This is a genomic window from Acidiferrimicrobium sp. IK (assembly GCF_025499425.1).
GTDB lineage: Bacteria > Actinomycetota > Acidimicrobiia > Acidimicrobiales > Palsa-688 > Acidiferrimicrobium.
Genome location: NZ_JAIMCB010000015.1, coordinates 86079 through 106108, shown reverse-complemented (window position 1 = coordinate 106108; position 20030 = coordinate 86079). Strand labels below are relative to the sequence as shown.

The following is a 20030-nucleotide window of genomic DNA, read 5'->3' as shown; positions in this document are numbered from 1 at the left end:
GGTCACCGTCGCGTCAGTTTCCGCAGAGCGTCGATGATCTGAGCCGGCTCCGGCGGGCAGCCCGGGACCGCGACGTCGACCCCGATGACCGCGCCGGCCGGTCCCACCACGCCGTATGCCTCCGAGAACACGCCGCCGTCACACGCGCAGTCCCCGACCGCGATCACGACTCTGGGGGCGGGTACCGCGTTGACCGCGTCGACCAGCGCCGACGCCATGTTCCTGGTCACGACCCCGCTCACCAGCACCCCATCGGCGTGGCGGGGGGAGGCCACCAACCGGGCGCCGTAACGCTCTGCGTCGTATACCGGCGAGAAGCAGCCGGAGATCTCCACCTCGCACCCGTTGCACGATCCGGCGTCCACGTGGCGCAGCTGCAGCGACCCGCGACCGACCTCGGAGGCGTCTTGGAGAGGCCCAGGAGCCGGCGGGGCCGGCTCGGCGATTCGGCCGAGGCGGCGGATCCGGCCTGTCAACCCAGCCATACACCCCACCTCCAATCACCTGACATAGCTGGCAGTTTACATTTCTTGCGGATACTCAGCTATGCGAGGTCGCGGATACACTGCCCGGCAGTGGCTGCCCCGATCCACCAGGTCAAAGCCGAGTTCTTCAAGACCCTCAGCCATCCGGCCCGCATCCGCGTCCTCGAGGTCCTCCGCGACGGCGAGAGGACGGTGGGCCAGCTCGTGCCCGAGGTCGGCATCGAGGCCTCCCACCTCTCCCAACAGCTCGCCGTGCTGCGACGCGCCGGCCTGGTCCAGACCCGCAAGGAAGGGGCCAGCGTCATCTACTCGGTCGCTGACCCTGCCGTCTTCGAGCTGCTCGAAGTAGCGAAGCGCATCCTCACGTCCTCGCTTCTCCAATCCCGAGAGGCCATCCTCGCCGAACTGCAGAATGACACCCGCTGAAACCGAAGCGGTCGCCTGACGAAAGGATGTCTCCTTGGAACTGACCAAGCACGCCCACGCCTGCGTGACGCTCGACAAGGGCACCGGCCACCTCCTGGTCGACCCGGGCGCGTTCACTCCCAACGCCACCGAACTGATCGCGTCGAGCGACACGATCCTCATCACCCACGAGCATCCCGACCACTTCGACGAGGAGGCCATCGCCGCCGCCCTCGACGCCCGCCCGGAGCTCAAGGTCTACGGACCGGGCGCGGTGGTCAACCGCTGGGAGGCCCGCGCCGGTCAGGTCACGGCCGTGTCCGAAGGCGACCGACTGAGCATGGAGGGCTTCGACGTGGCGGTGTTCGGGGACATCCACGCCGAGATCCACCCCGACGTTCCCCGCTGCGCCAACGTGGGGTACCTGGTGGACGGGCAGCTGTACCACCCCGGTGACGCCTACCACGTACCGCTGGCTCCAGTGTCGACGCTGCTGCTGCCGACCAGCGGGCCGTGGACCAAGCTGGGCCACGCGGTGGACTACGTGCGGGCGGTCAAGCCGGCGCAGCTGATCCAGATCCACGAGCTGATGCTGAGCGAGCTGGGCCAGCAGTCGATGGCCCGTTTCATCGGCCCCGACATGCTCGGCAGCGTGCCGTTGACCATCCTCCCCCCCGGCGACTCGCTCTCGGTCTGAAGCGTCGGGCGCCGCCCCCGTCGCTGCGCCCGCCGGGCCCGCCCGTCAGCTTCGGGCCCCGGTAGCCGCCCGCGGGGCGCCGGTCGACGGGACGCATCGCCGGGGAGGCGGCATCACGCCATGCCTGCCCGTGACCGGACCGGTGGGCTGGGCCTCTTCGACGAGGCCGAGCGGCAGCTGAACGTCTGCAACTCCTGCCGCTATTGCGAGGGGTATTGCCCGGTTTGGCCGGGGCTAGAGCTGCGCACCAATCTGACCAAGGGGGACATGCTCCACCTGGGTAACCTGTGCCACGACTGCCGCGACTGCTTCAGCGCGTGCATGTACACCGCGCCCCACGAATTCGACCTCAACCCTCCCCAGATCTTCACCCAGATCCGGGAGGAGACCTACCGGGAGTTCATCTGGCGGCCCGGGTGGACCGGACGGCTGCCCCGGCCGGCCCGGCTGATCGCGCTGACGGTCCTGGCCGCGGCGTTCGTCCTCGGCCTGGCCGCGGGCGCCGGCAACATGCCGGAGCTGTCCTCAAATCGCAGCGCGTCCGCCTATGGCCTGGTCCCGCATCTCGAGCTCGTGGTCCTCATGACGGTTCCGGTGGTGTTCGGTCTCGGGGTGCTGGTGTCCGCCGCCTGCCGCTACTGGTCCGCCACCCACGGGCCGCTCGGCGACCTCCTCGACTGGAGGGCGTGGGGAGCCGCGGTCAGCCAATCGGCCACCCTGGCCCACATGCACGGCGGGGGCCAGGACTGCGACTACGTCGAAGGGAAACCCTCACCGTCCCGGCGGCGGACCCACCACCTGGTCTCCTACGGGTTCGGGCTGTGCTTCGTGTCCACCACGTCGGCGGCCATCCTCGAGCAGTTCCTCGGTAGCCTGCCGCCCTACGGGCTGTGGTCGGTGCCGGTTGTGGCCGGGACGGTCGGAGGGGTCATGATCACCCTCGGTTGCGTCGGTCTCCTGGCGATGAAGCGGAAGGCCGACCGGCTGCAGGGGACCGAGACCATGCGTCGGGCGGACATCGCGATGCTGCTCGACCTGATGCTGCTGGCCCTCACCGGCCTGGCCACGCTGGTCCTGCGCCACACCGCCGCGTTCGGGCCGCTGTTGGCGCTTCACCTGGCTGCCGTGCTGGCCACTTTCTCCATCTTCCCCTACACCAAGTTCGTCCACTGGGTGTTCCGGGTGCTGGCGATCTACAAGCACGCTCTGGAGTTCCGTCAGGCTGCGGCGGTCCCGGCGTCGTAGATTCGGGGCCGTGAGCGCCAGCAGCGACCAACGCGATGCGCCGAGCACCGCCAGCCCGGCCCCGGTGATCCCAACGCAGCGGGAGATAAGCGACGAGATCGCGTCGCTCGACGGCGCGGCCGGTGCGCAGCCCCGGCTGGACTACCCGCCGTACCGCAGCTCGGCGTTGCGCCATCCCCGCCACCCCGCGGTGGTGCTCGACCCCGAAGGCGTCGAGCTGGCGTCGCCGGTCTTCGGTCCGAGGGACGTCGGCGAGCTCGACGCCGACCTCACCATCCAGCACCGCGGTGAACCCCTGGGTGAGCGGATGATCGTCACCGGGAGGGTCCTCGACGGCCGCGGTCGGGCCGTCGCCGGGCAGCTGGTCGAGGTCTGGCAGGCCAACGCGGCCGGCCGGTACATCCACCAGCGCGACCAGCACCCGGCGCCGCTCGACCCCAACTTCACGGGTACCGGGCGGTGCCTGACCGGGCCCGACGGCTCGTACCGTTTCGTGACCGTCAAGCCGGGGCCCTACCCGTGGCGCAACCACCGGAACGCGTGGCGGCCGGCGCACATCCACTTCTCGTTGTTCGGCACCGCGTTCGCCCAGCGGCTGGTGACCCAGATGTACTTCCCCGGAGATCCGCTGTTCCCGTTGGATCCGATCCTCCAGTCGGTGACCGATCCAGCGGCGCGCGCCCGGCTGATCGCGGCCTACGACCATGACGTGACGCAGGAAGAGTGGTGCACCGGGTACCGATGGGACATCGTGCTGTCGGGCCCCGCCCCGACGGTTTTCGAGGGGACCGGGCGATGAGCGGGCCGGAGGGCACGCCGGGGCAGACAGTCGGGCCGTTCTTCGGGTACGCGCTTCCCTATCCCGGCGGCGACACCCTGGTTCCTCCGGGCCGGGACGGGGCCATCCGCCTGGCCGGCCGGGTCGTCGACGGCGCCGGCGCGGGGGTTCCCGACGCCCTAGTCGAGGTGTGGCAGGCCGGTCCCACCGGCGCGGTCGTCCGGGAGCCGGGATCGCTGCGCCGGGACGGCTGGAGCTTCACCGGGTGGGGGCGGGCCGCCACCGACCCGACCGGTGCTTACAGCTTCACCACCCTCCGGCCGGCGCCGGCGGTGGCGGGCGGCCCCGCCTGGTTCGCCGTCGCGGTCGTCGCCCGCGGCCTCCTGGATCGGTTGCTGACCCGGGTTTACCTGCCCGACGATCCCGATGCGCTGGCCGGCGATCGTCTCCTGTCGTCGTTGCCCGACGGGCGGCGATCGACGCTCATCGCCCGCCCCGGCCCGGACGGGTACCGCTTCGACGTGGTCCTCCAAGGCGACCGCGAGACGGTCTTCTTGCAGCACCGTCCCGGCCACCCCGGTTGAGCGGCCTGCTCTGGCCGGGCGACGAGCGGGCCGGCCCCACGTTCGGGGATGCCGCGTTCGTCTCCGCGATGCTCGAGGTCGAGACGGCGTGGCTGGCGGCCCTGGTCCAGACCGGGGTGGCCCCGTCGTCGCTCGACGCCACCCGGTCCGTCGGCGGCCAGCCGATCGGCGGGACGGACCTGGCGGCCCTGTCCGCCGCGGCCGAAGCCGGCGGCAACCCGGCGGTGGCGTTCGTCTCGTGGCTGCGCGAGGAGGTCGGGGAGCGCGACGCGCCCGCCGCCCGGTGGCTGCATCGGGGCCTGACCAGCCAGGACGTGGTCGACTCGGCGGTCATGCTGCTGGCCAAGCGGCTACAGCGCGACGTACTGGCCGAGATCGGTCGCCAAGTTGAGGCGCTGGCGGCTTTGGCGGACCGGCACCGCAGCACCGAGATGGTGGGGCGCACCTTGACCCAGCCGGCGGTGCCGATCACCTTCGGCGCCAAGGCCGCGGCCTGGTTGCAGGGGGTGCTCGACGCCGCCGACGACCTGGGGTCGCTGTCGTTCCCGGCGCAGTTCGGTGGCGCGGCCGGCAACCGATCGGGTGTCACCGCCCTCGGCGGCGATCCCGCGTCGGTGGCCGCGTGCGCCGCGGCCGCGCTGGGCCTCCTCGAACGGGGGCCGTGGCACACCGACCGGGCGCCGGTGACCCGTCTCGGCGCGGCGCTGACCGGCTGCAGCGCGGCGTGGGGCCGGATCGCCAACGACGTGCTGACGCTGTCGCGACCCGAGATCGGCGAGCTCGCAGAGCCTTTTGCGGTGGGCCGGGGCGGGTCTTCCGCCATGCCGCAGAAGACCAACCCGGTGCTCTCGGTCCTCATCAGGCGGGCCGCGCTCAGCGCTCCCGCGTACCTGTCGCTGCTGCAGCTCGCCGCGGCGGATGCCGGCGACGAGCGACCGGCGGGGGCGTGGCACGTCGAGTGGCAGCCGCTGGCGCTGCTGGCCCGCCACACCCTCACCGCGGCCAGCCAGACCAGCGAGCTGCTCGCCGGGCTGCACGTCGGCGCCGAGCGGATGTCAGCCACCCTCGACGCGCACCGCGACGACGTCTCGAGCGAATACCGTTCCCTCGCCGGGCTGACCGGGCAGCGTGGCGGGTGGGCGCATGGCGACGACGACGCCCTGGTCACCGCGGCGCTGCAGCGGGCCCGGGAGTGGGCCGCCCACCGATGACCGCCCTCCCCCTCACCATGGTGCCCCTCACCGCCGCCGTACCGGGCCGGCCGCTGCTGGTGGTCGGCCCGTCCCTCGGGACCTCCTGCGCCGCCCTGTGGGGCGCGTGCGCGGCGCTGTTGGCGGACGACTTCGAGGTCGTCGGCTGGGAGCTGCCCGGCCACGGGCAGGGTCCGGCGACCACCGCAGCGTTTCGCGTCGAGGACCTCGCCGAGGGGGTGATCGCCGCCGTCGACGCCCGCGCTGGCGCCCAGCGGGTAGCCGCCGACCTGACCGGACCGGCCTTCTACTACGCGGGGGACTCGATCGGTGCTGCGGTGGGGTTGGCCCTGCTGTTGGCCCACGGGGAGCGGGTCGCGGCCGCCACCCTGGCCTGTACCGGCGCCCGGATCGGCACCCCGGAGGGGTGGCACGACCGGGCGGCGACGGTCCGGGCGCAGGGCACCTGGGCGGTGGTCGAAGCGTCGTCCCGGCGGTGGTTCGGTCCCGGTTTCCTGGAGCGCCGACCGGAGGCCGGGGCCCGCCTGCTCGACGCCCTCCGCCACGCCGACGCCGAGAGCTACGCCCTGGCCTGCGAGGCGCTGGCCGCCTTCGATGTCCGCGCCGGGCTGGGCCGCATCGATACGCCGCTGACGGTGATCGCCGGAACCGAGGACCAGGCGACGCCGGTGTCGGGCCTCGAGGAGATCGCCCGGGGCGTGCCCGGCGCCCGCCTCCGCGTGCTCGAAGGGGTCGGCCACCTGGCTCCCATCGAGGCGCCCGAGGCGGTCGCCGCCGCGGTGCGCGCCACGCGCCCCGAAGCGACCGCCGGCGACGGGCGGGAACGGACCGTGGCCGGGGTGGAGGCGGCGGGGATGGCCGTCCGGCGTGCCGTCGCCGGCGACGCGTGGGTGGACCGGGCGGTGGCCGCAACGACCGAGCTCACCGGGGACTTCCAGCGCTTCATAACCCAGTACGCGTGGGGGGGAGTGTGGACCCGGCCCGGCCTGGACCGCCGCAGCCGGTCGATGATCACCATCACCGCTCTCATCGCCCGGGGCCACCACGAGGAGCTGGCCATGCACATCCGGGGCGGCCTGACCAACGGCTTGACCCGCGACGAGATCAAGGAGGTGCTGATCCAATCCGCCATCTACTGCGGCGTCCCCGACGCCAACGCCGCCTTCCGGGTGGCGCAACGGGTCTTCGACGAGATCGACCACGGCGCCTGACTCACCAGTCGCCCCACTCGTCGACGAAGCGCTGAACGGTCGGTAGATGAGAGTCGGCCCGCCAGACGGCGACGAGCGGCAGCGCCGGGATGGTCTCGGTGACAGGCCGGTACTCCACGTCACCCGAGCGGGACCTGGCGACGGTCTCAGGGACGATGGCCACGCCCGCGCCCGCCGCGACCAGCCCGATGATGGTCTGCAACAGCCAGATGTCGCCCTGGGTGACGCTCGGCCGGACGCCGTGATCGGCCAGCAACCGGGTGATCCGCTCGTAGAGGCCCTCCCCGCCGTGGCGCCGGGGAAGGATCAGCGGCTCGCCGTTCAGAGCGGCGAGAGAGACGTTGGACCGGGCGGTGAGGGGATGACCGGAGGGGAGGGCCACCACGAGCCGGTCCTCCGCCAGGACCCGACCGAGGTAATGGGGTGGCTCGGGAGGCGAGTAGTGCAAGACCACGTCCAGCTGCCCGGTGTCGAGCCGGCGCATCAGGTCGTCGGGACGGTCCTCGACCAGCGCCAGCTCGAGGCCCGGGTGGCGCTGCTGCAACCCGCGCAGGACCAGCGGCAGGGCGCCGTTGGCGGCCGAGGGGATGATGCCGATGGTCAGCCGACCGGTCTCGCCGGTAGCGGCCCGGCGGGCCAGTTGGGGGAGCAGCCGGTAGCGCTCGAGGAGGGCGCGCGCTTCGGGGAGCAGCGCCTGGCCGGCCGCGGTCAGCGTCGCCCGGCGCCGGTCGCGGTCGAACAGGTCCAGCCCTAGCTCCTTCTCGAGCGCCCTCACCTGGGTGGACAGAGGGGGTTGGGCCATGTGCAGCGCCCGCGCCGCCCCGGTGAACGAACCCTCGTCGGCTACCGCCACGAAGTACTCGAGACGGCGCAGGGTCATACTCACAGCGTATGCAAACGGAAGCTTCTAGATGTTGGACATATGGCCTGCGGGTGGGCACACTTGCGGGTAAGAACTCGGAGAGACACTGATGCCTGAAGCTTTCGTCTACGACGCCGTGCGCACCCCGTTCGGCCGCTTTGGTGGCGCGTTGGCCGGCGTCCGCCCCGACGATCTGGCCGCCGCGGTGGTCCGGGCCGTCATGGAGCGATCCCCTCGCCTGGACCCCGCCGCGGTGGACGAGGTGACCCTGGGATTGGCAAACGGGGCGGGGGAAGACAACCGCAACGTGGGACGGATGGCCGTGCTGCTGGCCGGGCTGCCCACCTCGGTGCCGGGCTCGACGGTCAACCGGTTGTGCGGTTCCAGCCTGGACGCGGCGATGGGCGCGGCGCGCATGGTCGAGACCGGTGACGCCTCGGTCGTGATCGCCGGTGGGGTGGAGTCGATGACCCGGGCGCCGTGGGTGCTCCCCAAGCCGGGACGGGCGTTCCCGGCCGGTGACACGACGGCGGTGTCGACGACGCTGGGCTGGCGTCTCGTCAACGACCGGATGCCCCGGGAATGGACGGTCAGCCTGGGTGAGGCCAACGAGATGCTGGCCGAGAAGTTCGATGTACCCCGGGATCGCCAGGACCGCTTCGCCGCCCGCTCCCACCAGCTGGCCGACGCGGCGTGGAGCAGCGGGTTCTACGACGACCAGGTGGTCGGGGTGGAGGGCGTCGCTTTGGCCCGGGACGAAGGCATCCGCCCCGACAGTCGCCCGGAGTCGCTGGCCAAGCTGCGGCCTGCCTTTCGCGACGGGGGGACGATCACCGCCGGCAACGCGTCGCCGCTGAGCGACGGCGCCTCCGCGGCGCTGATCGCCTCGGAGGGAGCATCCTCGACCATCGGTCGGGATCCGATCGCCCGCATCGCCGGCCGCGGGGCGTTCGCGCTGGACCCGCAGGACTTCGGTTACGCCCCCGTCGAGGCCGCCAACCTGGCGCTCGCCCGGGCCGGCATCACCTGGGCCGACGTGGGAGCGGTAGAGCTCAACGAGGCGTTCGCCGTCCAGTCCCTGGTCTGCGTGGACCACTGGAAGGTCGACCCGGCGGTGGTGAACACCCGCGGCGGGGCGATCGCCATCGGCCATCCGCTGGGGGCGTCGGGCACCCGGATCCTGGGCACCCTGGCCTCGGTCCTGCGCCGCGACAAGCAGCGCTGGGGGGTGGCCGCGATCTGCATCGGGGTGGGTCAGGGGCTGGCCATGGTGCTGGAAAACGTGGCCGCGTGAGCAAGGTGGTGATCGCGGTCGACGCCGATGCCGCGGTGGCGGGGATCAGCGACGGGGCGACGGTGCTCATCGGCGGTTTCGGTGCCGCCGGGCAGCCGGTAGAGCTGATCGACGCCCTCCGCCGGTCAGGGGCCGGCGACTTGACCGTGGTGAGCAACAACGCCGGCAACGGCGACGAGGGTCTGGCCGCGCTCCTGGCGGCGGGCCAGGTACGCAAGATCATCTGCTCGTACCCCCGCCAGGCGGACTCGTGGGTCTTCGACGGCTTGTACCGGGCGGGGAAGATCGAGTTGGAGCTGGTACCCCAGGGCAACCTGGCCGAAAGGATGCGGGCCGCGGGGGCCGGCATCGGAGCGTTCTTCTGCCCGACCGGGGTCGGTACGGTCCTGGCCGAGGGCAAGGAAACGCGGTCCATCGACGGTCGGGACTACGTGCTGGAATACCCGATCCGCGGTGACGCAGCGCTGATCAAGGCGTTCCGGGCCGATACCGCCGGGAACCTGGTGTACCGCAAGACCGCCCGCAACTTCGGGCCGGTGATGGCCACCGCGGCCTCGGTCACCATCGCCGAGGTGACCGAGGTAGTGCCCGCCGGCGCCATCGACCCCGAGTGCGTCGTCACCCCCGGGATCTTCGTGGACCGCGTCGTGGCGGTCCCCGAGCCGGCGGCGGGGGTGGCGTCGTGACCGTCGAGCATCTCGGCCGCGGACCCTTGGAACGCAACGAGATCCCCGCCCGCGTCGCCAGGGACATCCCGGCCGGGTCCTACGTCAACCTCGGTATCGGACAGCCGACCGCCGTCGCCGACTACCTGGACCCCGGCGCCGGTATCACCTTGCACACCGAGAACGGCATGTTGGGTATGGGCCGTGCCGCTCTGCCCGACGAGATCGACCCCGACCTGACCAACGCCGGCAAGATGCCCGTCACCGAGACACCCGGAGCCAGCTACTTCCACCAAGCCGACAGCTTCGCGATGATGCGCGGCGGTCACCTCGACATCTGCGTGCTGGGCGCGTTCCAGGTGTCTGCCGGCGGGGACCTGGCCAACTGGCACACCGGCGAACCCGACGCCATCCCGGCCGTCGGCGGCGCCATGGACCTGGCCGCCGGCGCCCGCAACGTCTACGTCATCATGACCCTCTTCGCCAAAGACGGCACCCCCAAGCTGGTCCCGGCGTGCACCTATCCCCTCACCGGGCTGGGTTGCGTCACCAGGGTGTACACCGACCACGCCGTGTTCGCCCTCGACCAGGGTCAGGTGCAGGCGGTGGAGACCTACGGGACCACCGTCGCCGCCCTCTCCGAGCGTCTCCAACTGGTGCTGGCGCAGTGACGCAGGAACGACCCGACGGCGCGCCGGTGGACCCGGCCGGGCGCTTCGCCACCGCCACCTCCACCCAGGTGGCCATCGTCGGTGCCGGCCCGGCCGGGCTGATGCTGTCGCACCTGCTGCACATCGCCGGCGTGGACAGCGTGGCCGTCGACATCCGCAGCCGGCACCAGATCGAGACCACGCATCGCGCCGGCATCCTCGAGCGCGACAGCGTCCGCCTGCTGGTGGACAGCGGCGCCAGCGACCGGGTCCTCCGCGACGGCGACCAGCACCGCGGGATCTACCTGCGTTTCGGCGGCGTGAGCCACCACATCGACTTCGAGGCGCTCACCGGCGCGTCGGTGTGGCTGTACCCCCAGACCGACGTGTTCAAGGACCTGGCCGAGGCCCGCGACCGCGACGGCGGGGACGTCCGCTTCGGCGTGCGCGATGTCCGCGTCGAAGACGTGCTGCACCAGCCGACGGTCTCCTACACCGACGCAGAAGGCGCCCGCCACGTGCTCAGCGCGGGCATCGTGGTCGGCGCGGATGGCTCGCACAGCATCTGCCGGGCGCTGGTCGCAGACCGTCAGCAGTTCTTCCGCGAGTACCCCTTCGCCTGGTTCGGCATCCTGTGCGAAGCCCCGAAGAGTTCACCGGAGCTGATCTACACCCGCTCGGACCTCGGTTTCGCCCTGATCAGCCAGCGCACCGACCGTCTGCAGCGGATGTACTTCCAGTGCGACCCCGCGGAGCGCCCCGAGGAGTGGTCCGACGCCCGGATATGGGACGCCCTCCAATCCCGCCTGGCCGGCCACGACGGGTTCTCCCTCCGGGAAGGACCGATCATCGAGCGCTCCGTGCTCCCGTTCCGTAGCTACGTGCAGGCCCCCCTGCGCCACGGGCGCCTCCTGCTGGCCGGCGACGCCGGGCACACCGTCCCCCCGACCGGCGCCAAAGGCCTCAACCTGGCCCTGGCCGACGTGGCGGTCCTAGCCGAGGTCCTGGAACGGGCGGTGAAGAAGGGTGACACCGAGGCCTTGTCCACCTACTCCGAACGGGCGCTGGCGCGGGTATGGAAGGCGCAGCACTTCTCGTATTGGATGACCACCATGCTGCACCAGGTTCCGGGCGCCGCCGCGTTCGACGAGCAGCGCCACTTGGGCGAGCTGTCGACGCTCGTGGCCTCCGAGGCCGGCAAGACGTACCTGGCCGAGGGATACACCGGCTGGCCCGACACCACCCGCCATGGTGCAACACCGGGGTCCCGGGTAAGTTCCCATGGTGACGGCAGTACCGCGGGGAGGGAAGGCTGATGGGGTGGTTCGCTGACAATCAGTGGTACGTGGCGGCGTTCGCCGGCGAGATCGGTGACGGTCTCCTGGCCCGCACGATATGCGGGGAACCGCTCGTGTTGTACCGGAGCGGTGACGGTCCGGTGACCGCCCTGTCGGGGCTGTGCGCCCACCGGGGTTTCCCGCTCTGCGAGGCACCGAGCCGGCTGGTCGACGGCCAGATCGTCTGCGGCTACCACGGCTTCACCTACGCCGCCGACGGGGCTTGCGTAGCGGTACCCGGCCAGACCCGCATCCCGAGCGCGGCCCGCCTGACCGCCTACCCGGTCACCGAACGCGACGGCCTGGTGTGGGTGTGGATCGGTGACCCCGCCGGCGCCGAGCGCAGCGCACCGCCGCGGGCCCCGTGGCTGGCCGAGCCGGGTTGGACGGTCGTGCAGGGGTTGGAGCCCCTGGCCGCCAGGGCCGGCCTGCTCATCGACAACCTGCTCGACTTGTCCCACGAGACCTACCTGCACGGCGGGCACATCGGGACCCCCGAGGTGGCCGAAACCCCCATCTCCACCGAACCCGGCGACGACGGCGTGCTGCGCATCAGCCGCCGCATGGCCGACGCGGCGTGCCCGCCCTTCTACGCCAAGAGCACCGGGTTGTCCGGGCGGATCGTGCGGTGGCAGGACATCGAATACTTCCCGCCGTGCCTGTACACGTTGCACAGCCGGGTGGCGCCGACCGGGGCGCTGCCGGGCCCCGACGGATCCGACCCCGACGGCTACCACGTGGAGATCGTCTACGCCATCACCCCCGAGACCGAGCACAGCACCCACGACTTCTGGGCCGTCGCCCGGGACTTCGCCCTCGACGACGAGGGGGTGTCGACGTTTCTCGCCGACGCCAACCGCACGGTCGTGCTCCAAGACGTGACCGCCCTCAACGCTTTGGAACTGTCCCTGCAGCGCCATCCGGGCCACCGGCGGGAGGTGTCCATCAAGATCGACACCGGCGGCCTGGCCGGGCGGCGCATGCTCGCCCGCCTCGGGGTCGACGACCCCACCGTCACCCCCTGACTTGAAGGTCTCGCCGTGGTGATAGGCGAAGCGGCCGCCGCCGGGATGGCCCTGACTGCGCTGGTCATGGTGCTGCGGTGAGCATGCTCGTGAACTCGATCATCATCGTCGTGGCCGGGTCGATCTCCGCCCTGCTTCAGGCTCGGCCGCGCTGGGTCGCCTGGCAGCGCCGCATCACCGGCACCCTGCTCGGCGCGGTCACCGTAGTGCTGGCGCGCCAGATTCCCGAACGAGCTCGGGTCTGACGGTCGCGGCCCCAAGCAACCGCCGTCAAGCCCCTCGACGGCGCGCCACGTCCTCTGCGGCCAGGAACGCCAAACCGAGGGCCGGCAGCAGGCCGTTCCCGGCGAGGTAACCGGCTGCGCCGTGGCCTGAGATGCCCATGGCTGCTCCGCCCGAGGCGTACAGCCCGCCGATGGCCGTCCCGTCGGCGCGAAGGACCCGGGCTTGACCGTCGACTCGCAGGCCGCCTTGGGTGTGGAACAACGCCCCGGTGACTCGCACCCCGGCGAGGGGAAGCCCCAACGGTTGCTCCCAAAACGACCGCCCGAAGCGGTCGACGCCACCCGAACGGGCCAACGCCCTGGACTCCTCGATGGTCTCGCTGAACGCAGCCGGGTCGATCCCGAATGCCTCGCCGAGCCCGGCGGGGCTGTCCGCCCACCGGAGGGCCCCCGCGTCGACGGTGGCCCGGAAGTCGTCGAAGACCAGGCACGCGTCGTGGATTCGCTGGTCGAACACGAGTACGGCGGTGCCACCGGGCTGGGCGACGACCTGGTGGCCGAACTCCGAGTACCCGGTGGTCTCGTCACCGAAGCGCAGGCCGTCAGCATTGACGAGCAGCCCTCCGTGCATGACAGTGGCCCAGCCGGTGAGGGTGGCATAGGGCGTCGAAAGCGCGCCGTGGCCCTGGTATGCGTCCAAGAATGCGGTGTCGGCGCCCAGCCCGGTCCCGATGCGCAGGGCGTCACCTCTGGACTCCGCACTGCCGTGGTAGGTGGCGCGGGCCATCTCCGGGATGTGCGTGCTCACCATCTCCCGGTTGGCACCGAACCCGTTTGTGGCCAGCAGCACCGCCCCGCATTCAATCTCCTCGGTGGTGCCGTCCGGATAGGAGACCAAAGCGGCGGTCACCCGGCCGTCGGTGGTGACAACGTCCACCAGGCGCGCCGGTGTCAGCAGGTCCACCGACGCTGAACGGTCAAGCCCGTCGAGCAGCACTCCCAGGAGCAGAGCGCCGCGTCGGTGGGGGATGGTGTGGCACCGGTACCGGCTGTGGCCCGGATAGGAGAAGTCGGTAGCCAACTCGATGGGCGCTCCGGCGTGGTCGGCCAGCCAGGTCACCAAACGCCCGCTGACCTCGGCCAGGGCGGTCGCCAACTCCGGGTCCGCCTGGCCTTCGGTCTTCGCCATGATGTCGTCGACGAAGGTCTGCGGGGAGTCGTCCACCCCGGCGTCAGCCTGCCACCGGGTGCCGGCTCCGGGGAGCATCGCCGTGGACATCGACGTGTTGTTCCCCTGGCGGAACTGGGGGCTGCTCTCCACGACCAGCACCCGTAGCCCGAGCTCCGCGGCGCGAAGCGCGCCTGCTACGCCGCCCCCTGCGCCCGCCACCACCAGATCAGGACTCATCGACCGCTGTTTCAATTAACGGAACCATGTTCCGTCGATGATACGCCGCTGCAGCAGCAGCATCAACACCCTCCGGGCTTGTCTCGGCCGGTTCCGCATGGTAGAAGTTGTCGTACGGAACGCTGTTCCTATTACCGGGACAAGTCAAGAACGGTGGGGGGAGGATGCATCGCCCATGAAGGTCGAGGAAAACGAGCGCCACCGTCCGGGAGCGTCGACCCCAGAGTCAGATTCGGTCAAGGAAGCGGTTCTCCGGTTCGTCCAAACCGAGGCCGGGTTCGCGCAGGTGTACACCATCAATCGGGACGGGTTCCCCGTGGGACGCACGATGGTGGCGGTCCTCAACGATGACTGGACCGTCGACCTGGTGCAGCGCTCGGTGCATCGCCGCCTCGTCCAGATAAGGCGCAACCCCCGCATGGAGGTCGTCTGGACCGGGCCACCCATGCCCGACTCCGTGAACGACCGACCTCACGTCTACGACTTTGGTCTCACCATCCCCAGGGTGGTCTTCGTCCGGGGGTTGGCCCAGATGATGACCGAGGAGGACTTGGTCGCGACCTACGAACGCCAGACCGCCGTCCAGCGGTCGAAAGGCCTGACCAAGGCCCCGTTGCGTTCAGCCAGCCAAGTCCGGGGCGAGTTGGTTGGAGTCCGGGTGCATCCGGTGCAGATCCGAGCCGAGGGGTTCGGTGCGGGCGCCACGTCGTTCACGTGGGAGAGTTCCGACCAAGGAGGAGCCGGATGATAAAGACAATTCTGGGCTACGACATCGAGCCGAATGTCACCGAGGAGGAGTACGAGCGCTGGCTGTTCGACGTGCACGTGCCCGACATCCTGGCCAATCCGCACGTCGATCGACTGGTGTTCAACAAGGTCGTTGCTCCTGTAGCGACCATCAGCGGCGGGTCGCTTCCCATCCCCGACGACCTGACGTTCTACCGGATCGCCGAGATGCACTTTAGGGATCAACCTTCGTATCAGGCCTACCGGGAGTGGTTCGCGCAACACCCGATTCCTGACGAACGCAGCCCGAAGGGGCGCACGCGGTTCAAGTTCTACGTGGTGACCGAGGTGACGGAGGTCGCGCAGGGGGCCGAGCTTCGCCCCTCGTTCCTGGAGGACACCGCCGGGTGACGGGCTCCGAGGCCGCCCGCACCGGGGCGGCCATCGACGAGCTGGGTCGCTTCGCCGTGTCGCTTTCGTGGAAGGACCAAGGGCCCGACGTCCGAGCCGCGCTGCAGCGAGTGCTCTTCGACAGCATCGCGGTGCTCATCGCTGGCGGTCGCCTGCCCGAAGCCCACAGGAGGAGGGCTGCGCTTAACTTCTCGACCGGCCCGGCCACCGCCTTCGGCCAAGTGGCCCCGGTGGCGGTCTGCGACGCGGCGTGGCTCAACGGCTGCTCGCTGGTGGCGCTCGAGATGGACGAGGGCAACAAGCGGATTCGAGGTCACGCCACCGCGCACGTGCTCCCGGTCGCGCTGGCACTCGCCGAGGCGGCCTCGACGAGCGGCACCGCATTCGTAGAGGCGTTCCTCGCCGGTCACGAGGTTGCCAGCCGGTTCGGGCAGGCCACCGTGTTGCACCCGGGGGTTCATCCGCACGGCAACTGGGGAGTCGCGGGCGCGGCTGCGGCGGCGGCCCGCCTGGGCGGCGCCGATGCCCGGGCGATGGCCGCGGCGTTGGACGCCGCGGGAGCGCTAGCGATAGCCACCCCATTCGATGTCGCTCTCGAGGGCTTACCCGTGCGCGACGCCTGGATCGGCCAGGCGAACGTCTCGGGCATCCGGGCTTGGGCGGTGGCCGATGCCACCCGGTCGGCTACCGGGGTGGCAGCCGCCAGCCTGGGTCACCTGCTCGGCTCCATCGACCCCGCAGCCCTGACAGCCGGGCTAGGGGAGAAGATGGCCATCACCGGCGGCTATCTGAAGAGGCACGCCTCCTGCTCCTACACCCACCCGCCGGCCGACGCGGTGCTGGCGCTTCGCGAGCAGGTCGACCTCGGGGACGGCTCCGACATCACCGAGATCGTGGTGGAGACCCACCACCTGGCGGCCGGATTGGACCGCTACGACTGGCCGTCGCGGCTGGCCGCCATGTTCTCGGTCCCCTACGTGGTCGCCGCAGCCCTCGCGGCCGGCGAGTGCCCCCCAGAGCAATTCGACGACGCGCACCGGGCGGACCCCGCCCGCCGGGCGCTGGCCGCTCGGGTCCGGGTCGTGCACGCCCCGGAGCTCGACCAGCGGCTCCCGGCCGAGCGGGTGGCCCGCCTCACCGTGCGGCGAGAAGGCGGGTGGGAGCGAACCGTGGAAATGCCCAACCCGGTCGGCGACAACGACTTCCGGTCGCTTTCGGCGAAGGACCTGCGGGTCAAGGCCACCTCCCTGTTGGGCGGTTCCGAGGCGGCCGACCGGGTCGAGTCGCTGACCGCCGATCTGATCACCACCGACGACGTGGGCGTCCCGCTCGCCGAGTTGCGCCGCTGGGCCGCCGGCGCCGCCGGCACCCGACTGGAGAAAGACACCACATGCTCCGCGTGAAAGCTGTCGCACCGCTGCGCTTGACTCCTGAGGAGCTGGGCCGCCGTCAGGATCGCTACGACCGCCTGGGCGGCGGCCAGCTGGCGATCACGCTGGTGAACCTGACCGGCGACGGAGCCCCGAGCCGCTTCGACACCGCCGATCAGATCGCGGCGTCAGAGCGGCTCACCGCGGAGGAGATACGCCGTAGCGACCCCAGCGCCTTCGACATCGTGCTGCCAGACTGCGTGCTGGACCCGGCCGTCGGGGAGGTGGCTGCGCCCCCGGTGCCCGTGGCCGGCATCCTCCAACTGGTAACCGCCTATCTGGCGTCGATCGGCCGGCCGTTCGCGGCGGTCACCCGCAACCGAGCCATCGGCGACGAGCTGTCCCGCAAGGTCGAGCGCTACGGCTTGGCCCGGTGGCTGACGGGAGTCCACGTCCTCGACGTGGACTTCTGCCTGGTCTCCGACCACCAGGGCTGGGCGGACGCCATGCGGCCCCTCCAAAAGCAGCTCGAGGCCGACGGGGTGAACACCCTCTTCAACGGATGCTCCGCGGTGGACATCGACGCCGACCACCTCGGCTCGGTAGCGGTGGTCGATCCCACCGCCTTGGCCCTCCAGCTGCTGTGCCTGATGCCGCCGGCGGGGCCCGAGCGCGAAAGGCCACGCTGACATGGCCGACGTGCTGCTCAGCATCCGCGACCTGTCGAAGTCCTTCAACGGGGTCCGGGTCCTCTCCGACGTCGCCCTAGACGTGCAGGCAGGAGAGATCCACGGCCTGGTGGGACAGAACGGGTCGGGGAAGTCAACGCTGATCAAGTGCCTGTCCGGCTACCACGCGCCCGACCCCCACTGGCAGCTGCGGGTGGACGGCGCCGTGGTCACCCGCGGGCTGCACCCAGGGGAGCCGGCCCGCTTGGGGATCAGCTTTGTCCATCAAGACCTCGGGGTCATCGGCGAGATGACCGTCCTGGAGAACCTGCTGTTTCACCGCTTGGGTGAGAACCGGCGGCCCTACATCGCGTGGCGTCGGGAACGACGCGAGGCCAGCGCCCTATTGGAGTCGTTCGACTTGGACTTGGACCCCCGGGTGAAGCTCGGCTCCCTGAGGCCCGTCGAGCAGGCGCAAGTCGCCATCATCCGGTCCCTGATGCAGCTTCGGGAGGGGTCGCCCGGCGGCGGCCAGCGGCGGGGGGTGTTGGTCTTGGACGAAGCCACGACCTTCCTCGATCGCACCGGTCGCGACAGCCTGCACTCCCTGCTTCGCTCGATCGCCGCCGGCGGTTCGGCCGTGCTGTTTGTCTCCCACGACATCGGCGAAGTGCTCAGCCTGGCTGACCGGGTCACGGTGCTGCGCGACGGGAGAGTCGTGGAAACCGCCAACAGCGCCGAGCTCGACGCCGATGACATCGTGGGCCTGATCGTCGGCGGTGACCGCTCGGTTCGCTTGGACGACGCGGGCGAAGCCGGCGCCGCTTTGGCCTCAGAGGATTCCGACGACGTGTTGGTCATGGACCGGGACCGACCTCGTAAGCCGGTCGGACGTCTGACGGTGAGCGGCCTCCACGGTCTCCACGTGCGCGACTTGAGTTTCGAGGCGGGGCAAGGCGAGATCGTCGGGATCACTGGCATCGTCGGTTCTGGATGGGAGTTCGTCCTCGAGCACCTCTACGGGGCGTCGCCGGCGTGGCGGGGCCGCTTGCAACTCGACGACCAGGGCTACGACATCGCTGACATGACCCCCCGGAAGGCGTTGGAGCAAGGCATGGTCTTCGTGCCTTCCGAACGACTCTCGCAGGGGATCATCTCAGAGCTGACCCTGGAAGAGAACGTGATGTTGCCGGTGCTCGACCGTTCCTTCCTCGGCGGGAGGCTGCGGCTGCGGGAAATGAGTCGAGCCTGCAAGCAGGTGTTGCACGACCACGCCGTGCACCCGCCGCAGCCCTCCCGGCCGATCGGCACCCTGAGCGGCGGCAACCAGCAAAAGGCGGTCCTCGGCAAGTGGCTGCAGCTGCGGCCGAGGGTGGTACTGCTCAACGAGCCGACCCAGGGCGTGGACGTCGGCGCCCGCCAGCTGATCTTCAAGCTCATCCGGGAAGCCGCGCGCCAGGGCGCGGTGGTCCTCTACGCGTCGAGCGACTGGGACGAGGTCAGTCGCTTGGCCCAACAAGTCGTCGTGGTCGCCGACGGTCGGGTGGCGGAGATCCTGAGTGGAGCGGCGGTGACGGTGGATCGGATCGCCGCGTCGGCCTATCAGGGAACCCGCCGCAGCGCAGACCTTGCTCGGGCGTCGGACATGTGGTCCGAGGCGTAGTCGCAGATGCAAGAAGGGAATCAGAGAGTGGCCAAAACCGAAAAGTCTCGCTACGGGGAGAGCTTCCTGCGCCGCTTCGGCGTGGTGATCGTGTGGGCCGTGGTGGTGGTGGCCTTCTCGGCGGCCAAGCCCCACACGTTCCCCACCACTTCGAACTTCACGACCCTCTTCGCTTCGCAGGCGCCGCTCGGCGTCCTGGCTCTCGCCTTGGTGATCCCGCTGAGCGCAGGCGACTACGACCTGTCGGTCGCGAGCGTGTTGAGCTTCTCGTCGATGCTCGTCGCGGTGCTCAACACCCAGCACGGGATCCCCGTCGGTCTGGCTGCCGTGCTCGGAGTGGCGTTTGGTGCCACGGTCGGCCTGGCCAACGGCCTGATCTGCGTGCTGGCCGACATCGACCCGTTCATCGTCACCCTCGGCGTAGGAACGTTTCTCGACGGCCTGACCTTGTGGATCTCGAAGTCGGCACCGGTGAGCGGCGTCTCCGAGCACCTGGTCAACCTCGTGGTCGTGCACCGATTCCTAGGGTTGTCACTGGAGTTTTGGTACCTGCTCGTCCTGGCCGTCGTCGTCTGGTACTTCTTCGAGTTCACCCCGACGGGGCGCCGAGTGCTCATCGTCGGTCGCGGCCGGGAGGTCGCTCGGCTGTCTGGGCTCAGGGTGAAGCGCATCCGGATCCTGTCGTTCGTGTCGGCCGGAGCGCTGAGCGGGTTGGCCGGGGTGGTGTACGTCGGGACCAGCGGCTCGGCCGATCCGTCTGCCGGGACCTCTCTTTTGCTGCCCGCCTTCGCCGCGGTGTTCCTCGGCGCCACGACGATCGCTCCCGGCCGGTTCAACCCGTGGGGAACCATGGTGGCCGTCTATTTCCTGACGACAGGCATCAACGGCCTGGCGCAGCTCGGCGTGTCGACGTTCGTCGAGCAGCTCTTCTACGGCGGGGCGCTGGTGATCGCGGTACTCCTCTCGAGCCTGGTCGGGCGGCCCAGCATGCGCAAGGCCCGCGCCGCGGCGGACACCGCCGGCTCGTCAGCCGGTCCCGGCGGCGGCCCACCTGTGGGGGCCGAGCCATCGACCGTCGCCCCGAGCAGTTGAGATCCCGAGCCCTAACCAA

22 protein-coding genes are annotated in these 20030 nt (G+C 70.6%); 19 read left to right on the top strand and 3 right to left on the bottom strand.

Going from position 1 to position 20030, the window contains the following annotated elements:
* Window positions 1-2: 2 nt before the first annotated feature.
* Entirely contained in the window at window positions 3-485 is a 483-nt protein-coding gene (locus K6U06_RS20550) for an NADH-quinone oxidoreductase subunit B family protein (RefSeq protein ID WP_262323850.1), read from the bottom strand.
* Between the two features lie 90 nt (window positions 486-575).
* Between K6U06_RS20550 and K6U06_RS20545 the strand changes: the two genes are divergently transcribed.
* The 7 genes from K6U06_RS20545 to pcaC all read left to right on the top strand — a co-directional run bounded on the left by K6U06_RS20545 (window position 576) and on the right by pcaC (window position 6616).
* Window positions 576-911 (top strand): ArsR/SmtB family transcription factor, encoded by a 336-nt coding sequence (locus tag K6U06_RS20545; RefSeq protein ID WP_262323849.1) that lies wholly within the window; start codon window positions 576-578, stop codon window positions 909-911.
* Between the two features lie 34 nt (window positions 912-945).
* A complete protein-coding gene (locus K6U06_RS20540) occupies window positions 946-1587 on the top strand; it encodes an MBL fold metallo-hydrolase (protein WP_262323848.1) in 642 nt (213 codons plus the stop codon).
* Between the two features lie 120 nt (window positions 1588-1707).
* Window positions 1708-2832: a tricarballylate utilization 4Fe-4S protein TcuB gene (gene tcuB / locus K6U06_RS20535; RefSeq protein ID WP_262323847.1), complete on the top strand. Its 1125-nt coding sequence runs from the start codon at window positions 1708-1710 to the stop codon at window positions 2830-2832.
* 64 nt (window positions 2833-2896) lie between these two features.
* A complete protein-coding gene (pcaH, locus tag K6U06_RS20530) occupies window positions 2897-3631 on the top strand; it encodes a protocatechuate 3,4-dioxygenase subunit beta (protein WP_410051112.1) in 735 nt (244 codons plus the stop codon).
* Complete coding sequence (gene pcaG, locus K6U06_RS20525; protein WP_262323845.1) at window positions 3628-4194, top strand: protocatechuate 3,4-dioxygenase subunit alpha; 567 nt, start codon at window positions 3628-3630, stop codon at window positions 4192-4194. Before pcaH ends, pcaG begins: the two co-directional genes overlap by 4 nt.
* Window positions 4191-5405 (top strand): lyase family protein, encoded by a 1215-nt coding sequence (locus K6U06_RS20520; RefSeq protein ID WP_262323844.1) that lies wholly within the window; start codon window positions 4191-4193, stop codon window positions 5403-5405. The genes pcaG and K6U06_RS20520 overlap by 4 nt, the downstream gene beginning before the upstream one ends.
* Entirely contained in the window at window positions 5402-6616 is a 1215-nt protein-coding gene (pcaC, locus tag K6U06_RS20515; protein WP_262323843.1) for a 4-carboxymuconolactone decarboxylase, read from the top strand. The genes K6U06_RS20520 and pcaC overlap by 4 nt, the downstream gene beginning before the upstream one ends.
* 1 nt (window position 6617) lies before the next feature.
* Here the strand turns inward: pcaC and K6U06_RS20510 are convergent, their stop codons facing one another.
* Window positions 6618-7496: a LysR family transcriptional regulator gene (locus K6U06_RS20510; protein ID WP_262323842.1), complete on the bottom strand. Its 879-nt coding sequence runs from the start codon at window positions 7494-7496 to the stop codon at window positions 6618-6620.
* A 91-nt stretch (window positions 7497-7587) separates the two neighbouring features.
* On the opposite strand from K6U06_RS20510, the gene K6U06_RS20505 reads away from it, so the two are divergent.
* The 6 genes from K6U06_RS20505 (at window position 7588) to K6U06_RS20480 (ending at window position 12694) form a co-directional block, all read left to right on the top strand.
* Window positions 7588-8772, top strand: coding sequence for a thiolase family protein (locus tag K6U06_RS20505; protein WP_262323841.1), 1185 nt, complete (start codon window positions 7588-7590; stop codon window positions 8770-8772).
* Window positions 8769-9458 (top strand): 3-oxoacid CoA-transferase subunit A, encoded by a 690-nt coding sequence (locus K6U06_RS20500; protein WP_262323840.1) that lies wholly within the window; start codon window positions 8769-8771, stop codon window positions 9456-9458. Before K6U06_RS20505 ends, K6U06_RS20500 begins: the two co-directional genes overlap by 4 nt.
* A complete protein-coding gene (locus K6U06_RS20495) occupies window positions 9455-10108 on the top strand; it encodes a 3-oxoacid CoA-transferase subunit B (RefSeq protein ID WP_262323839.1) in 654 nt (217 codons plus the stop codon). The genes K6U06_RS20500 and K6U06_RS20495 overlap by 4 nt, the downstream gene beginning before the upstream one ends.
* Window positions 10105-11403, top strand: coding sequence for a 4-hydroxybenzoate 3-monooxygenase (locus K6U06_RS20490; protein WP_262323838.1), 1299 nt, complete (start codon window positions 10105-10107; stop codon window positions 11401-11403). Before K6U06_RS20495 ends, K6U06_RS20490 begins: the two co-directional genes overlap by 4 nt.
* Window positions 11403-12449: an aromatic ring-hydroxylating dioxygenase subunit alpha gene (locus K6U06_RS20485; RefSeq protein WP_262323837.1), complete on the top strand. Its 1047-nt coding sequence runs from the start codon at window positions 11403-11405 to the stop codon at window positions 12447-12449. The genes K6U06_RS20490 and K6U06_RS20485 overlap by 1 nt, the downstream gene beginning before the upstream one ends.
* A 77-nt stretch (window positions 12450-12526) precedes the next feature.
* Window positions 12527-12694, top strand: coding sequence for a hypothetical protein (locus K6U06_RS20480; RefSeq protein WP_262323836.1), 168 nt, complete (start codon window positions 12527-12529; stop codon window positions 12692-12694).
* 25 nt (window positions 12695-12719) lie between these two features.
* On the opposite strand, the gene K6U06_RS20475 is transcribed toward K6U06_RS20480, so the two are convergent.
* Window positions 12720-14081: an FAD-binding protein gene (locus K6U06_RS20475; protein WP_262323835.1), complete on the bottom strand. Its 1362-nt coding sequence runs from the start codon at window positions 14079-14081 to the stop codon at window positions 12720-12722.
* 175 nt (window positions 14082-14256) lie between these two features.
* On the opposite strand from K6U06_RS20475, the gene K6U06_RS20470 reads away from it, so the two are divergent.
* The 6 genes from K6U06_RS20470 to K6U06_RS20445 are packed head-to-tail and all read left to right on the top strand — an operon-like array spanning window position 14257 to window position 20011.
* On the top strand, window positions 14257-14829 hold the full coding sequence (locus K6U06_RS20470) for a hypothetical protein (RefSeq protein WP_262323834.1): 573 nt from the start codon (window positions 14257-14259) through the stop codon (window positions 14827-14829).
* Window positions 14826-15218 carry an EthD domain-containing protein gene (locus K6U06_RS20465; protein ID WP_262323833.1) on the top strand — a complete coding sequence of 131 codons (393 nt, stop codon included), beginning with the start codon at window positions 14826-14828 and terminating at the stop codon, window positions 15216-15218. The genes K6U06_RS20470 and K6U06_RS20465 overlap by 4 nt, the downstream gene beginning before the upstream one ends.
* Entirely contained in the window at window positions 15215-16621 is a 1407-nt protein-coding gene (locus K6U06_RS20460) for an MmgE/PrpD family protein (protein WP_262323832.1), read from the top strand. The genes K6U06_RS20465 and K6U06_RS20460 overlap by 4 nt, the downstream gene beginning before the upstream one ends.
* Window positions 16609-17277, top strand: coding sequence for an aspartate/glutamate racemase family protein (locus K6U06_RS20455; RefSeq protein WP_262323831.1), 669 nt, complete (start codon window positions 16609-16611; stop codon window positions 17275-17277). The genes K6U06_RS20460 and K6U06_RS20455 overlap by 13 nt, the downstream gene beginning before the upstream one ends.
* A gap of 1 nt (window position 17278) precedes the next feature.
* Window positions 17279-18919 (top strand): sugar ABC transporter ATP-binding protein, encoded by a 1641-nt coding sequence (locus tag K6U06_RS20450; RefSeq protein ID WP_262323830.1) that lies wholly within the window; start codon window positions 17279-17281, stop codon window positions 18917-18919.
* 27 nt (window positions 18920-18946) lie between these two features.
* Window positions 18947-20011, top strand: coding sequence for an ABC transporter permease (locus tag K6U06_RS20445; RefSeq protein WP_262323829.1), 1065 nt, complete (start codon window positions 18947-18949; stop codon window positions 20009-20011).
* Window positions 20012-20030 lie beyond the last annotated feature (19 nt).